This is a genomic window from Viridibacillus sp. FSL H8-0110 (assembly GCF_038003565.1).
Classification (GTDB): Bacteria; Bacillota; Bacilli; order Bacillales_A; family Planococcaceae; genus Viridibacillus; species Viridibacillus arenosi.
In genome coordinates this window covers 1,894,278-1,909,058 of sequence record NZ_JBBOPJ010000001.1, presented here as the reverse complement: position 1 = coordinate 1,909,058, position 14,781 = coordinate 1,894,278, and the positions used below count along the sequence as shown (strand labels likewise).

13 protein-coding genes, 1 pseudogene and 1 other annotated feature are annotated in these 14,781 nt (G+C 33.3%); all 14 genes and pseudogenes read right to left on the bottom strand.

Features of this window, described 5'->3' with window-relative positions; all coding sequences use genetic code 11:
* Positions 1 to 159 precede the first annotated feature (159 nt).
* Entirely contained in the window at positions 160 to 687 is a 528-nt protein-coding gene (locus MHH98_RS09550; RefSeq protein ID WP_038182656.1) for a hypothetical protein, read from the bottom strand.
* Positions 688 to 739: 52 nt separating this feature from the next.
* Complete coding sequence (locus tag MHH98_RS09545) at positions 740 to 1,453, bottom strand: hypothetical protein (RefSeq protein WP_038182658.1); 714 nt, start codon at positions 1,451 to 1,453, stop codon at positions 740 to 742.
* Between the two features lie 498 nt (positions 1,454 to 1,951).
* Complete coding sequence (locus MHH98_RS09540; RefSeq protein ID WP_200866434.1) at positions 1,952 to 3,520, bottom strand: ROK family protein; 1,569 nt, start codon at positions 3,518 to 3,520, stop codon at positions 1,952 to 1,954.
* Positions 3,520 to 4,608 (bottom strand): DUF917 domain-containing protein, encoded by a 1,089-nt coding sequence (locus MHH98_RS09535; RefSeq protein ID WP_038182665.1) that lies wholly within the window; start codon positions 4,606 to 4,608, stop codon positions 3,520 to 3,522. Before MHH98_RS09535 ends, MHH98_RS09540 begins: the two co-directional genes overlap by 1 nt.
* Positions 4,609 to 4,611: 3 nt before the next feature.
* Positions 4,612 to 5,943 carry a cytosine permease gene (locus tag MHH98_RS09530; protein WP_340712672.1) on the bottom strand — a complete coding sequence of 444 codons (1,332 nt, stop codon included), beginning with the start codon at positions 5,941 to 5,943 and terminating at the stop codon, positions 4,612 to 4,614.
* 28 nt (positions 5,944 to 5,971) lie between these two features.
* Positions 5,972 to 6,553, bottom strand: coding sequence for a TetR/AcrR family transcriptional regulator (locus tag MHH98_RS09525; RefSeq protein WP_340712670.1), 582 nt, complete (start codon positions 6,551 to 6,553; stop codon positions 5,972 to 5,974).
* A gap of 293 nt (positions 6,554 to 6,846) precedes the next feature.
* Complete coding sequence (locus tag MHH98_RS09520; protein ID WP_340713534.1) at positions 6,847 to 8,208, bottom strand: sodium-dependent transporter; 1,362 nt, start codon at positions 8,206 to 8,208, stop codon at positions 6,847 to 6,849.
* Between the two features lie 86 nt (positions 8,209 to 8,294).
* Positions 8,295 to 8,526 (bottom strand) — a binding site (T-box leader).
* 297 nt (positions 8,527 to 8,823) lie between these two features.
* Positions 8,824 to 9,509: pseudogene (locus MHH98_RS09515) on the bottom strand (MBL fold metallo-hydrolase).
* A 239-nt stretch (positions 9,510 to 9,748) separates the two neighbouring features.
* Positions 9,749 to 10,618 carry a YitT family protein gene (locus MHH98_RS09510; protein WP_038183201.1) on the bottom strand — a complete coding sequence of 290 codons (870 nt, stop codon included), beginning with the start codon at positions 10,616 to 10,618 and terminating at the stop codon, positions 9,749 to 9,751.
* Between the two features lie 189 nt (positions 10,619 to 10,807).
* Positions 10,808 to 11,269: a DinB family protein gene (locus tag MHH98_RS09505; RefSeq protein ID WP_038182675.1), complete on the bottom strand. Its 462-nt coding sequence runs from the start codon at positions 11,267 to 11,269 to the stop codon at positions 10,808 to 10,810.
* A gap of 199 nt (positions 11,270 to 11,468) precedes the next feature.
* Positions 11,469 to 12,332: an AraC family transcriptional regulator gene (locus MHH98_RS09500; RefSeq protein ID WP_038182678.1), complete on the bottom strand. Its 864-nt coding sequence runs from the start codon at positions 12,330 to 12,332 to the stop codon at positions 11,469 to 11,471.
* A gap of 113 nt (positions 12,333 to 12,445) precedes the next feature.
* Positions 12,446 to 13,303 carry a hypothetical protein gene (locus MHH98_RS09495; RefSeq protein ID WP_038183204.1) on the bottom strand — a complete coding sequence of 286 codons (858 nt, stop codon included), beginning with the start codon at positions 13,301 to 13,303 and terminating at the stop codon, positions 12,446 to 12,448.
* A gap of 48 nt (positions 13,304 to 13,351) precedes the next feature.
* Complete coding sequence (locus MHH98_RS09490) at positions 13,352 to 13,945, bottom strand: hypothetical protein (protein ID WP_038182682.1); 594 nt, start codon at positions 13,943 to 13,945, stop codon at positions 13,352 to 13,354.
* A gap of 60 nt (positions 13,946 to 14,005) precedes the next feature.
* Positions 14,006 to 14,479 (bottom strand): NUDIX hydrolase, encoded by a 474-nt coding sequence (locus MHH98_RS09485; RefSeq protein WP_340712668.1) that lies wholly within the window; start codon positions 14,477 to 14,479, stop codon positions 14,006 to 14,008.
* Positions 14,480 to 14,781 lie beyond the last annotated feature (302 nt).

Sequence of the window (14,781 nt, the reverse complement as noted above, 5' to 3'; positions counted from 1 at the left end):
TAATATTACGGAACTCATGATGGTTCTACAAGTATCATTGGATAAAAACAAAAAAAGCGATCCACTCTCAAATTGAGTAGAATGCCTTTTTTTTCTTATTTTCTCTGAAATCGTATTTTTAATATTACTAACAAATTTGATAAAACAATAAGAATTAGCCTATAGAAAAAACAAAACTAACTTCTCTTTGATAAGTTCTATTTGTTTAAGTTCATAAACGTATTTTTTTAGACCTAATTCATTAACTAGTATTTTAAAAAATGACTCTGAATTAGATAAAATCATGTTTAATAATAAATCTGTACTTACGAGTAATTCCTGATTATCAATTGAAATTTTCGTTTTACCATTTGTATTTTTTTCTAAACGAACCTCTATTGGCTGACTTGGATAATAAAAATTAGCTACTTCTTCATCCAAGAATTCTTCTATTGCATTCACATAATAAGCATATAGAGTAGCTAAATCATCAAAAATTGGGATTCCCCCAATTTCTTTATATCCTACTTTAAAAATTATCCCCCCCTCTAGATTTAACATGCCAGCTTCTACATATTTCTTTTTATTTTTTTTAACAACTTCCACCATAAATTCATTGTTAACTCCGCCTATGTAAGATAATGGACTATTTGTTAAATCACCTAAATCAAAAACTTCTTTTTTTAAGAAAAAATTTCTAATCTCCATTTTTCTACCTACCTAACTCCATTATTTTGGATAAAGTTGTTTAACATGTCCTTTAGGTAATTCCAAGAACATATTTAACTCCTCCTACACTTCCTTCAACTTGGAATGTAGAATTTGTTCCTTTTTTCGCTAAAGTTTTCGAGTTATCTTTAGCAATCGTCATAGCAATATTTTTAACTTCGGTTACTGATAGATTGGGATTATAAAATGTTTGTGATTTCTTAACAGTCCCATTCCAATACTTTGGATGATGTCTTTCCAACATATGTTTCATATCAGTTTTTGTTAATTTAAATGAGTGACTTCCTGTTTTATACGTTGCAGTTTTAAAAGATGATAAAGCATTAGTCACTTTAGATTTAGGTGCTATTTTAAATACTTTAGAACCCCATTTAATTACATACTTACCGCCACTAATAACAAGTCTTGCAACAGTTCCCCAAATAAAGGGTTGAACTGTATTATGCTCTGCCAATTCGATAGGAATCGAATCCCAATCAATATCATGAATACCATCAGCGTTTTCTATAAATGTAATATTTTCCTGATTAATCTCTTCAAGAGTTGAAAACAATTCAGGATTTTCATCATAAGAAACAGCATTATTTTCTTCTTCAATATCTACCCAAAGAACTTCTTCTTTATTCGCTCCATTTACTACTGGTTTCTCTATTGTTTTTGCTTCCATACCAAATGTTATTGATGGTACAAAAAGCGAAAATAATAAAGAGAATGAAGTAACAATACTAATTAATTTAAGCTTCATTTTATTCACTCCAACTATTATTTATATTAATATAATAATATTTATAATAAAAAATGAAAATTAAACCATTAATGTATATGATGTTTTAGACGCTATTAATATAATTTCTGATATTAAAGAGTTAGAATTCCATTCATATATTATGCCTCGTCTTGACCATTCCTGGTATTAATTTAATCGACAGTGTTATACGTAAAAGTATCAGCTATTACATGTGAATACGATTCAATTGGAGTAAAAACCATTTTTTTAGTACGAAAAAAGCCATTCATCTAAGTTAAGGCTTGATAAATGGCAGTTAATTTTTAAATGCGATTCAATATATCTTATTTCCTAATAAATATTGTTTTTTTGGGATGTCTCTTAATTAAGTGAAGCTCAACTAAATCACTTGATATCTTTTAACTCTCAAAGTTTTCTAGAACCACCTTACACTTTTAATTCATTAAATAGAAAAACTAGACCTTATTTAGATATATATTTTAATGTCCTTATATACTAAATAATCACCGATTCACTAGAATATTGTAAGTCTCCTACAGCCTTCACACGTATTAACAATGCATTGCCTGGTAAGTATGCGAGAGGGATATCTTCAATCGAAATGATTGATATTGTTTTTTCATCTGCACCTGCTTTTATTGCTTCATGAGTCGCTAGTTTCTTTGCATCTGTTAATGCTTCTTCACGATTCATTTTGTCTAAACTATATATTCTTTCAACATCACCGCTCACTTGACCAAGGGCAGCTCCTATAGCATTTGCCGCACCATAGTGCTCTGGCATAATGACTTCTGAAACCCCTTTTAATGATTTAGAAACGATGATACTTCCTCCACCTGATAAAATAAGTGGTACTTCTTTTGAACTTGTCTTCATTTGATCAATAGCATCTTCTAACATCTCCGTCATTTGATCATTTACTTTTTCACAGAATTCAAAGGAGAGATGTTCTACTTCTTTTGCTCTATCTTCAAAGGCATAGCCTAAGCGCGTCACTATATCCGAAGTGGTTAGTACATCTCCACCAAAAAGTAGTGCCTTTTTCGTAATTTCGTAACCTACGCTCTCTGGTCCAACAATGATTTTTTCGTTATTTTCAAGAATTCGAGTGCCCCCACCTAACCCAATAGATAAAATATCTGGCATTCTGAAATTCGTATTTACTCCACCAATGATAACTGCCAATGAAGATTCTCTAGGAAACCCTTTTGATAGTACACCAATGTCACTCGTTGTTCCTCCAACATCCAGTACAATCGCATTATCTAGCCCTGTTAAGTGAGCTGAACCTCGAATGGAGTTTGTAGGCCCACATCCCATCGTAAGAATTGGATAGCGTTCTGCATATGCTGCGTTCATTAAAGTCCCATCGTTTTGACTGAAGAACATTTCAGCTTCGATATTTAGGCTACTTAAAGCTTTAGAGAAGCCATTAATAACGGTTTGACCTGTAGTCATCAATGCTGCATTTAATATCGTCGCATTTTCACGTTCAAGTAAGCCAATACTGCCAATCGCATGTGATAGAGAAATAGGAATATCTCCAAGCTCTTCTCTTACCCAGGTTGCTACGATTTCTTCTTGTTCTTTATTTACTGGAGCATATACACCTGAGATAGCGATACTTTCTGCTTTGCCTCTGATTTCTCTACAAAACTTAGACACTTCTTCTTTGTCCAACTCAGCTATTAAACGTCCATCAAATTCATATCCACCAGAAACAATAATGGATGCTACTTCAATTTTTGCTCTTATGTCTTTTGGCCAATTAGTAAACGGCGGAATGGCAGTTGTAGCTGGCCTGCCAATTCTTATAACACCAACTTTATCTAAACGTTTACGCTCTACGATGGCATTCGTACAATGGGTAGTGCCAAGCATGGCATATTTAATATCGCTACTATCCACCTTACTCTCTTTCACCACTTTTGCGATTGCTTCGATTATTCCACTTTCCACCTCTTTTGTAGTTGGTACTTTTACCGTATGAAAAACCTTTAAATCTCCATCTATTAATGCAGCATCCGTATTAGTTCCACCAACATCCAATCCTAAGCGATACATTATACTCTCTCCTTTTGTAACTCTTCAACTGGCTGATACTCAAAATCATATCCAAAATAATAAGGTCCTACTGTTTCAATACCCTTTTTTGTTCTCCATTTACTATGACATGGAAAGGCTACAACCACTACACGGGCTCCGTATTTCATCCTCTCTGTTGTAATAGGAAAACCAGTCTCTGCGTCTAATACTGCAATTAAATCTGGTGTTGAACATAATAAATGCTCGGCTTCTTTGGCCACTAGATGCTCATTTTGAAAATCGATGCTAAACGATCTTCCTTGTTCATTACGTATGCCTTCAAATATTGCCTTTCCTCTTGTAAAGCCTCCAATCAATCTACGTTCTATGTCTGTAATTTTTGCTTCAAACAATTGATATCCATTTAATTCCTCTAACATTTTATTAATACCTTGGCGTTCCTTACCTTTGTTATCAAGTAGATACCCACCAATTGTTTCAGCTAATGTAAGGGTGCCAGGAATAGCACTGCTCTTTACCTCTTTTCCTAATAAACCATAATCACAGACAGAAGCACTTCCTCCCATTTCTATCGTAATGACACGTGCTAGTCTTTCGTGCCAAACTCCATCTCGGGGATATAATACGACTACATTTCCTTTTTCATCAGACATTGTAACAGGTGAAGATTCTAAACCATCTAGATGAAAAGTAACCATTTGCGCTTCAGGGAAGGCACGTCCCATAGCATCTGCATCTAATAATGGTAAACCCTTTTTGGCAGCAGCAATAATAGGGAACAAGGAGTTAATACCCCCTATCTCAATAGGCATCACTACGTCAACCTTTTTTCCTATTACCTCTTCAAACTTATCAAGTGGTGCAGTGAATTCAATTTCTGACGGTATTTTCTCAATCGTTACAGAGGGTGCCCCCATCCCAGATATAGGAACCACTATCTGATTATCTCTTAACTCTTCTAATGAGATTAGTGCAACTGGTCCGTATTTGCGTATCGCTTCTTTTGCGATCAATTTCCCAATATAAGGATCCCCGCCTCCACCAGTACCTAATACAGCAGCTCCTAACGCTATCTTTTCAATAGCTTCTTCATCAATGTATCTCATTTTCTAAAGTTCCCCTCTTTCTATATGCTTATTGACGTTCATTTGATGTATAGATGCCTTTTGACTTGATAACTTCCCTATTACAGTTTGTACAACAAACCCTGTTATAAAGCCATCTAAAGAAGGAATCGTTGTAAGAGAAAATAATTCTAAACCCGAGGGCTGTGCTGTTGTCATAAAAGTAACCACCATTCCTATAATCCAGGCAATGTTGGAACGAACAACAATTGTCTGCTCTTCTAATTGATTCTTGTAACGGTTAAATTCAGTTTTTACGATAAAGAATTCAGAAATATAGATTCCACCTATAGGAGCAATAACAACGGCTAAAATATTTAGGAAAGAGATAAATTGTTCAAAAATACCGAGAACTGCCAGGCTCGTTGCTATTAATCCTAAAATAATGGTTAACAACTTTTTTGATATCTTCGGAAATACTATTGAAAATCCAAGAGACGAGGAATATAGATTACTAGTATTTGTTGTCCATTGTGCCAGTGTTAATACTAAAATTCCTGGTATGGCCATTCCCAATATTATAAAAATTCGCATCATATCATCTGTTCCGATATATCTTGTCAACAGAATGGCTATGATGATCATAAAACTATTACCTATGAAAATCCCGAAAAACGTGGAGATAATAGCATCCTTTTTACTTTTAGCCCATCTAGAAATATCAGGTGAAATAGTTGCACCTACAATAAAAATACTGATAACAAGGGAAACTGCGCTACCAAATGTAAAAGCCCCAGTATTTTGAATTTCAACAGGTAATGGGTAATCTTTTAGAGTTAAAAATAAAGTTAGTAACATGATGCCCAATAAAAGCGGTACTGACCACATACTTAATTTTTCAATAGCACGGAATCCGTAAATGGCAGTTGTCATCATCAAAATACCACCTATAAAAGATAGCAGTTTCACATTTATTGATACGTCAAACGAATCTAATAAAATAATGTGGGCATTTTCAGCAAAAAAACCTACTTGGACACCAAACCAACCTAATAAAGAGATACCAATAACAAGGGAAAATGCCAGCGCTCCATACTTTCCAAATACATACTTTGTAATCATAGAAGTGGACAAATTGGTTGAAGCACCTACGATTGCACAAATAGAACATAAAATAGCTAGAAGAAATGATCCTACACATACCGAAATAATCGCTTGATTCATTGCCATTCCGTTTGCTAATTCAGCGCCTAATAAAACAGAAGCTAAATCGACTCCTATGGCAACTAATACAGAGAACATGGAAAACCACGATCTACGCAAATGTTCCGGTACAGCTTCTCGTTCGTAATCTAATACCTTTTTACCTTCGTCCATTCATGTACCCCCTTGTTTTTTCACTCTGTTATTCTTTACAAATACCATTCCAATAAATGTTCCACGTCTGCTCAAAACGCCTTTTGAATTTATCTTCTTCGTAATAGTACAATTCCAAAAAGATACCATCCATTAAACAAAGAAACGAGGCAATTAAGTCTTCTATAGGTTGTCTTTTGATTTCACCTTGCTCTATTCCTCTAGTGAAAATCCCCAATAGAATTTCATAATAGAATTCCTCCTTTTCGTTAAAGATTTTTTTTATGTCATCGTTTAATTCATGAGGTAGGAAAAAAGCAAGCCTCATATATGCCGCTGTTTTTTCAGGTTTACTCAAATGATAATCACTAACATCCTTTACCATTTGATAAAGCATTTGCTTTACAGTCGCATTCTTCAAATTTGCCATCGACAGTTTAATATATTGGAATTGATCATCCAACAAATCATTATATACAGCCATAAACAAATCTTCTTTCCCCTTATAAAACGCATAAATGGATGGTGTTTTTATACCTACTTCTGTAGCAATACTTGCAAGTGTGGCTCGTTCATACCCTTTTTCAGCTAATTGTTTACAAGCAACTTCTTTAATTTTGTTTTTCGTCATGTTTTCATCACCTAACTAATTTAGTTAGGTAAATTATAATTTAAGTTTTCTAAATATTCAATATTTTTTTGAAATAGAATTATCCATAATATTATTTAAAAAGTGTTTTAATTAATATATCTCTTTAATCTGCTTTTTAAGGCAAATTAAAAGAATCCATTTTGATAATATTAATCAATAATGGATTCCTTAATTGTAACTAGATATTAAACTCTACTAAAAAAGTGCTGAAGTTAAGCAAAATTACTGCTAGCTTCAACACTTTCTGTTGCTTTCTTTAATAATGTTTCTTATTAAAAGATAGCAATAATTTTATCTAGTATTCCAGTAGTATCAAGGAATACGATGATAATTACTAATGGAATAATATATCTCATGATAAAGAACCATATGTTAAATGCAGTAGCACCTAAACTAGAATGCTGTAATACTTCTTCTCGCAATTTACTTTTCTTAATCTTAAGTGGAACGAAAATAGAGATTAAAAATACACCAAGTGGCATTAAAATATTACTAACTAAATAATCTGCGGAATCAAATATATTCTTAGAGAAGATTAAAATATTATCAAAAACACTATATGATAATGCAGATGGAACTCCTACAGCGAATATTAAAACTCCAATAATATATGCATATTTTGTTCTCTTCTCTTCTTTTCCTTTAACTATAGAAGCTACAATAATTTCTAACATAGAAAATGCCGATGTTAATGTGGCAAATAAAAATAAGGCTAAAAATCCTAATAAGAAAGCTTCTCCAAAAATGATTTGATCAAACACAGCAGGTAATACAACAAACAACAAACCAGGTCCTTCAGCAGGTTCTAAACCGAGTGAAAATACAGCTGGGAAGATTGCTAAACCTGCTAATAAAGCGATGAATAAATTCATTGTAACGATTGAAATAGCGGGTTGAATTAAGCTTTCTTTCTTTGAAAGATATGAACTATAAGTAACCATTACTGATACACCGACACTTAGGGAGAAGAAAGCTTGACCCATTGCATATAGAATACTTTGAGATGTGATACTTGCGAAATCCGGTGCTAAGAAGAATTTTACACCTTCCATAGCGTTATCAAGTGTAAGTGAACGGATGATTAGAACAAAAAATAGGATAAATAAAGCGGGCATTAAAATTTTGCTTACTTTTTCAATTCCATTTTGAATGCCTTTTGCTACAACTAAAACTGTGAAAGCTAAAAATGCAAATTGAGCTCCGATAACTAACATTGGATTTCCAATCGTGTCGTTAAAAACAGATCCATAATCTGCGCCTTCACTAATAATTCCACCAAATAAACCTTTTGTAAAATATATAACAATCCAGCCACCAATTACGCTATAAAAAGACAATAGGAGGAAACATGTGAATACTCCTAACTTGCCGATCCAATGCCAATTAGTATTTGGAGCTAAAGTACGATATGCACTAACTGCTTCTTTTTGCGTGCTTCTACCAATGACAAACTCTGCTAATAACAGCGGAAAACCTATGAATAATGAAAATAGGATAAACAGTAGAAAGAATGCTCCCCCTCCACTGATACCAGTCACATAAGGCAGCTTCCATATTGCGCCTACTCCTATAGCTGATCCTGCTGCAGATAAAATAAAACCAATCTTAGATGACCATTGCTCTGATGTTTTAATACATACCAATCCAATCTATATTTATTACGTCCTATCCTCATTAAAAACTAAGGAAAAGACAAAAAAGCCACGTCTCTATCTTTAACGATAGGGACGTGGCTGTTCACGCGGTACCACCCTAATTGGAAACAAATCTGGTTTCCCACTTACTTGGTAAAATAACGGTTTAATCCGTTTTTATACTACTATCACTAAGATGTAATATAAAAAAAGCTCTAAGAATGAAATTCACCAAAGTCTATGTATCAGTTTCCACCAACCACTGATTCTCTGTCAACAGGGAGACCCGGCTTAATATGTTCTTGTCATCGCTCATTTGCTATTTAGAATATTAAACGAAATTATAGTATGAGAAAACATTAAGGTCAAGACTTTTTTTCAGACTTTTAATATTATTCAACTTAATTAGTTCGCTATGCCTCTTTTATATACTCCCGCTCACAGGTATTTTCTAAGTTCAAAATCTGTGATTTATTCGCATTAATAAAAGGAAGTTTTATATGTATAGAGATAATAAATCCGTTTAATTTTTAAATAATAAATCCAATATCCTTACAACGATGAAATGACTTATAAGGGTATTGAAGTTATGTAATTCCATTTTTCAATGTATTCTTATACAGTAAATTTCCCACCATGATAACAATAGTAAGTTTCAGCCTTAAGATTTTTAATCTTTCTTAAAGACTGCTGCGCATTATCGACATCTAGACAAAAGTTAGGATTAGCAATGACGAATTCCTGTTTTTCATTAACAGCTGCATCACCTGTAATTACGCTATTCAAACAGGGGAAATACAATGAAATATGCCCTGAAGTATGCCCCGGTGTTGCTATTACCCTACATTTGTTATCTAAAATCATATCACCATCATGTACTTTTTCATCAATTGAAATATGCTTCAAATTCTTTAATTGCTGTATAAACCATTTACCAAAATCGACTTCGTTATTCGACATAGTCTTTAGCATCTCTTCAGCTTGAATCAATCTCTCTGACTTCATTTCACCACTAATGTATTTTGATTCAGTTTCACTAGCTATTATGTTAATCCAAGGATACTTTTCTTTGAAATCATAAAGGGAACCTATATGGTCATCATCATAGTGAGTAATAATTATATTCTTTAAATTCTTCACTTCATATCCATTTTTTAAAATTTCATTTTCAATTAAAGGTAAGAAATTCGTATACCCTGTATCGACCAAAGTTAGTTCATCATTTAATATAATTAAGCTAGGATAAATGTAATTTTTTGTCCATTAAATTCAAATTCAATTGGTAGCTCTATTATCTTCATTTTCTTTCCCCCATTACTGCATGTTTGTTAAATTCGCTAACCGAATATGCTATACATTTATTATATTAGATATAGAAAAAAGAGGATATAAAACCTTTCATATCAACTAATTTTAAACAAACATTTTATTTTAGCTGTTTATGTGAGTTTCATTAAGATGAAAAAAACCACCCCTTTTGACGTAAAAAGCAACGACAGTAAGAGGTGGAAATTTAATCTATTTTAAAATATGTTTTAATTTATTTTACATCATCTTCATCAAATCTTGCTTTTGAAAATCCTCTTCCAAGTATTTCAGATGCATTTAAGAAAATGACAAATGAATTGGGTTCTCTATCTAATAAAAGCTTCTTAAAATAAACAGCTTCTGATTGTTCCACTACACATAAAATCATTGTTTTTTCTTGGTTAGAATAACCACCGAGCGTCTTAATTTTCGTTAAGCCTCTATTAATTTCATTCTTGATAATGGTTTGGATTTCTTCTTCTTTATCGGTAATAATCAGTACTAATTTGGTTGGTGATGTTTGTAGTTGCACAAAATCGATTACTTTACTTGTTACATAGATGGCAATCATGGCGTAAAGTGCTAACTCAAAGTCAAATACTAGTGCTGAAGTAATAACCACTAATCCGTCAACAAGTAGCTGTGCAAAGCCACTTGAAATTCCCGTGAATTTCTTCAATATTTGAGCTATTAGAGCTGTACCACCCGTTGATCCATTTCCTCTATAAACAATTCCAAGACCAACACCTAACATAATTCCTCCATAAATAGCACTTAACAACGGATTATCGATAGGCAAATGGATATCAGATGTTAACCATATTACAAGTGGAACAAACGTAGTGCCGACAAGCGTTTTCCAGCTAAAATCTTTCCCCACTACTAAAATCCCTAAAATAAACAAAGGAATATTAATCATCCATTGTACATAAGCGGGATTAAATTGAAACAGTTCGTATAGAATAGTACTTATTCCTGAAACTCCTCCAGCTGCAAGCCTAGCTGGCAACAGAAACATATTGAATGCAAGACCAACAAGCGCTGCTCCCAACATGATTTGAATATATTCAATGATAACTATCTTCTTCTGATTTTTTTTCATCATATAGCCTATACTCCCTCTTTGTTATAAATCCTTACTCATTCTAACAGAAAAGGGCCGTTATAACATAATTTTTTAATCTATTACGTCTTTTAAAATGGGTTTTAAGAACTAAAAAACACCCACTGCTATAAACTAACATCTAGAAACGCCAACCATACTAAAGTTAATAGAATTCAGCTGCAACTATTATTCAAATAACATCACAGCTTGTTCTTTCCCTAATAATGTTATGTACAAATGCAATTGCGCTCGGTGATGATTTAGATGAGCTAAAATCTCTAGTAACCACTCAAAATAGCTATAAGTTGTTCCCCAATACGATGTTACTGTATTAATAACATCAGGAATACTTTCATAATAACAAACTAATTCTTCATACCCCTCATTCAATTGCTCCAGCATTTCCTTTTTACTATTGACCGTATTAAGTTCATAAAATGCATTCATTTCCTCCATTGATGCTTGGCCAATTATTCGAAGATCTGCCTTGCATATAATGGCTAAATGGCTCACTAACTCCCCCACTGTACGCTTTTTTTCTATCGGCGCAATTTGAAAATCAGATTCATCAACTATTTCAATTAATGCTTTAATACTATTAATCGTAAATTGTATTTGATGGAATGTATTTCGTAAATATGTATTCATTTTATTCACTTCCATGATGAAATTATTTAATGCAGTCCAACTATTCCAACAAGTTTACCTTTATATCGAATCCCTGTATCCCATTATTACTAGCAGAATTGGTTATCCAAATTGGTATGATTCTCATCCTCATTAATAACAAAAACAGCAGAAATTTCACAGTTTCTGCTGTTAAATATTATTGTTGAAACTAACTTAATTACTTTAACGGAATCCAAATCTCAGAATACAAATCCGGACTGAATGGGTCATCGTCAGTGTATACTTCTAATTCTGGTGTACCTGCATGTTTATAATTATTTGATGGGAACCATTCTGAGAATATTTGTTTCCATGCTTTTGACATTGCATCAGGCATAGGTCCACGAACTTCGAATACACCCCATTTTGATGCAGGAATTTCTAACTTTGAATATCCTTCAGGTGTAGTACCCTCATGTTCTGTCGCTATCCAATAGTCGATTTTTTCTGCAGATTGAGTCTCTCTTTTATCTACACATACACCTAGAACACCTGTAATTTCTCCGTTGTTCAACTTAAATAGTTCCTGATCAGTTCCTTTTGCATTGATTTCATCCCAAAATACAGGGATGCCTTTAAGATTCTCATCATTCTTTAATGAAAATTCACGATTAATCCCTACAACTTGAAAGCTTTCTCGTTCAACAATTTTATATTCCATCGGTGTTGCTCCCTTCAGATTTACCTGGATAGCCAGGCGATTATAAGATTTCAGCTTTCCAATGTTCTTTCGTACATCACTAGGCGTTACACCGTGCTGTCTACGAAATGCTTTTGAAAAAGCCTCGGGAGTGTCATAGCCATATTTGTAGGCGACATCAATAATTTTGCAGTTAGAATTTGCTAACTCATGCGCAGCAAGAGTTAAACGCCTTCCTCGAAGATACTCTCCTATAGACGTATCGGTTAATATCGCAAAGGTTCTTTGAAAATGAAATTCCGATACATTCGCTTGCCTCGCAATATCCTCAATAGATATATTCTCCGTTAAATGATCTTCCATATAGTTGATTGCCTTCTGTAATGATTCAACCCACCCCATATCGCTCACTCCTTAATTGAATAATAACAATCTCAAATAACTAAATCCTGTCATTTTATGCTGAGATTAGACCGTATTCTATGTATTGTTTTACAAAACGTAACCTGGCACCCTCACCCCTGAAACGTAATCCACGTTGGACACGACTCATTAGGAAATAGCTCTAAAATTTCTAAAGCATATGGGCTTGTCGTATCGAATTCACCTATTAAAGCTTCATAACCATTTGTCTTTGCATATGTAATTTGGTTGTAGGTTAGTAGTTGAAGTAGAGGTAGATGCACTATTCGATCAACGCCACTCCACCCAATTTCCAATTCCGTTTCAACTTCTGTTTCGTGTAAAAATGAATAAGCGATAATGTTTTGATTTTCAGGATAACACATCAAAAAGCTACCTTCTAAAATGGCATCTTCATATAGTAGTTGCCATTCTTTTAGAGACAAATCTGCTACAGGATTTGCAAGATGCGTTTCTTCATAATTGCGCTTTACAAGTACTGTTAGTTGCTCCATCAGATGCTGATTATCTTTAATGTCTTTTAAAGTTTTCAATTCGTAATTGCTCTGATTCAATGTTTGAAAATGTTGGTCTAAATGTAATTTAGGCATGTATGTTTTTCTAATGATTTTCATATTAAATTGTTCAAACGTGTCCATTAATTTTCTTGACGTTTCCCATAAAGATGTTTGCAAAGGAAGCTCCAACACCTCTTTTTGTTTCACATATTGCAACAATTGATGCGCTACATTTTGAGAAGATGACGGGTTACTATAGACTCGAAAATACAAGCAATACGGATGCATTTTACTTTTCCAAGTAATTATTAGTCCTACTAATTTCTCTCCTTCATATGCCATATAAGCAAACTCATATTTTAGTTGTTCTAATATATGAACAAAGGGCTCTTCATAGTTATATTTCATCAAATCTTTCACTTCGTCTAACTGATTACCAGTGTACTTTTTCATGTTGAATTCCAAATGAATCCGCTCATTTCAATTTATTGTTTAGTGTAACTACTGCTTCCCACAAGCATAACAACGTTTATCTTTATCTGCTTGGCCATACATGCGTAGTTCCTTTTCAATCCCACAAGCTCGGCATTTCTCAAAATAGATTTGCGGTAGCTCTCCTGCTTCAGCCAATGGTACCCATTCCATTTCGTACAAACTTTTTGTCATACCAAAATCAATTAATACTAGATTCCTTTCAGCGTTTAAACCAAAGTTACTGCTATCTTTTAAATCAAAACTATCAAACCTTTGATCGAGTTCTCTTAAGAGTCCTCTCAATCTTGGGGACATTCTATTATCTTCAACTACGTTTAACTCATATGTCTGATTGTCTCTTAACTCTAAATTTTCGTAATAACGTTGTATACAAATATCCTCATTGACATAAACCATCTCCGCCAATAAATCTTCATTGTTTCGAGCTTTCATATATTCATATATTTCAATCTCATTCAATGATTGTTTGTACCCTATCGGATGTAAATGTACTTTTATGACAAACTCGTCCACACGGTATACCTTCCTTGATGACCCGATGCCGATACAGTTTTCTTCAATACAATAGGGTTGCCAATTTGAAATTATTCTGTTTACCATTTAATCATTCCTCACTGTCCGTTGAAATTCGAGAAAACTAGTACTCAACATATAAGTCTATTATTCGCTATATAACCTTGATAATAAGTTATATTCCGGATTTACTTCCCATGTTTCATACGGGACAAAAGATTTCGCTCTCATTGCATCGAGAGTGCGAGTTTTTTGTTGTGGGCGGGTTATATATTGATCAATATTAGATTCGTTTAGCTGAATATATTTGGCTTCTTTAATTTCTTCTGGTTGAATTTTTATTTCCCCGCTTACATACTCTGCTTTAAAAACAATAGATAAAACATGCTTTGTAGTATTAAAATAGACACCTGTTATGCCAACAGGACGTATTTCAATGCCAGTCTCTTCTAAAAATTCTCTATAAACTGCCCTATCTAATGGCTCTCCTACTTCAACATTTCCACCTGGCATTTCCCACGTATCCGAACGCCAGTGAGTTCTAAGTAATAAAACCTCATCTCTCTCGTTCCTTACTAAAGCTGAAACCGAAATAGTCTGTTTTGGCGGTTCATACTCCAATTGAAATCACCTCAATGTATAGATAATCTAAACTCTTTTTAAATCTTCATAATAACTACTAATTCAATAGTTCATGGTTTTAGCCAGCTATTTCTTTATTTGACCTATAAGTCCTTTATTTTTTCGTAATCACTTTTATATATATATAGTTTATTTTAACCTAATATTTAGTTATTTAGATAGATATATGTAAAAATTTAAATAATAATTTTTGTTACTATAGAAATAGTGAAAAAGTAACAATGCTATGAGAAATAGTGATTGCATGATGTTTAGATGCAAGTTAATAGTTTTTAATGTTG

Bases quoted from the DNA above. Each gene is read 5' to 3' on its own strand.
- MHH98_RS09550 (WP_038182656.1), bottom strand. From the start codon at position 687: ATGGAGATTAGAAATTTTTTCTTAAAAAAAGAAGTTTTTGATTTAGGT.
- MHH98_RS09545 (WP_038182658.1), bottom strand. From the start codon at position 1,453: ATGAAGCTTAAATTAATTAGTATTGTTACTTCATTCTCTTTATTATTT.
- MHH98_RS09540 (WP_200866434.1), bottom strand. From the start codon at position 3,520: ATGTATCGCTTAGGATTGGATGTTGGTGGAACTAATACGGATGCTGCA.
- MHH98_RS09535 (WP_038182665.1), bottom strand. From the start codon at position 4,608: ATGAGATACATTGATGAAGAAGCTATTGAAAAGATAGCGTTAGGAGCT.
- MHH98_RS09530 (WP_340712672.1), bottom strand. From the start codon at position 5,943: ATGGACGAAGGTAAAAAGGTATTAGATTACGAACGAGAAGCTGTACCG.
- MHH98_RS09525 (WP_340712670.1), bottom strand. From the start codon at position 6,553: ATGACGAAAAACAAAATTAAAGAAGTTGCTTGTAAACAATTAGCTGAA.
- MHH98_RS09510 (WP_038183201.1), bottom strand. From the start codon at position 10,618: ATGAAAAAAAATCAGAAGAAGATAGTTATCATTGAATATATTCAAATC.
- MHH98_RS09505 (WP_038182675.1), bottom strand. From the start codon at position 11,269: ATGAATACATATTTACGAAATACATTCCATCAAATACAATTTACGATT.
- MHH98_RS09500 (WP_038182678.1), bottom strand. From the start codon at position 12,332: ATGGGGTGGGTTGAATCATTACAGAAGGCAATCAACTATATGGAAGAT.
- MHH98_RS09495 (WP_038183204.1), bottom strand. From the start codon at position 13,303: ATGAAAAAGTACACTGGTAATCAGTTAGACGAAGTGAAAGATTTGATG.
- MHH98_RS09490 (WP_038182682.1), bottom strand. From the start codon at position 13,945: ATGGTAAACAGAATAATTTCAAATTGGCAACCCTATTGTATTGAAGAA.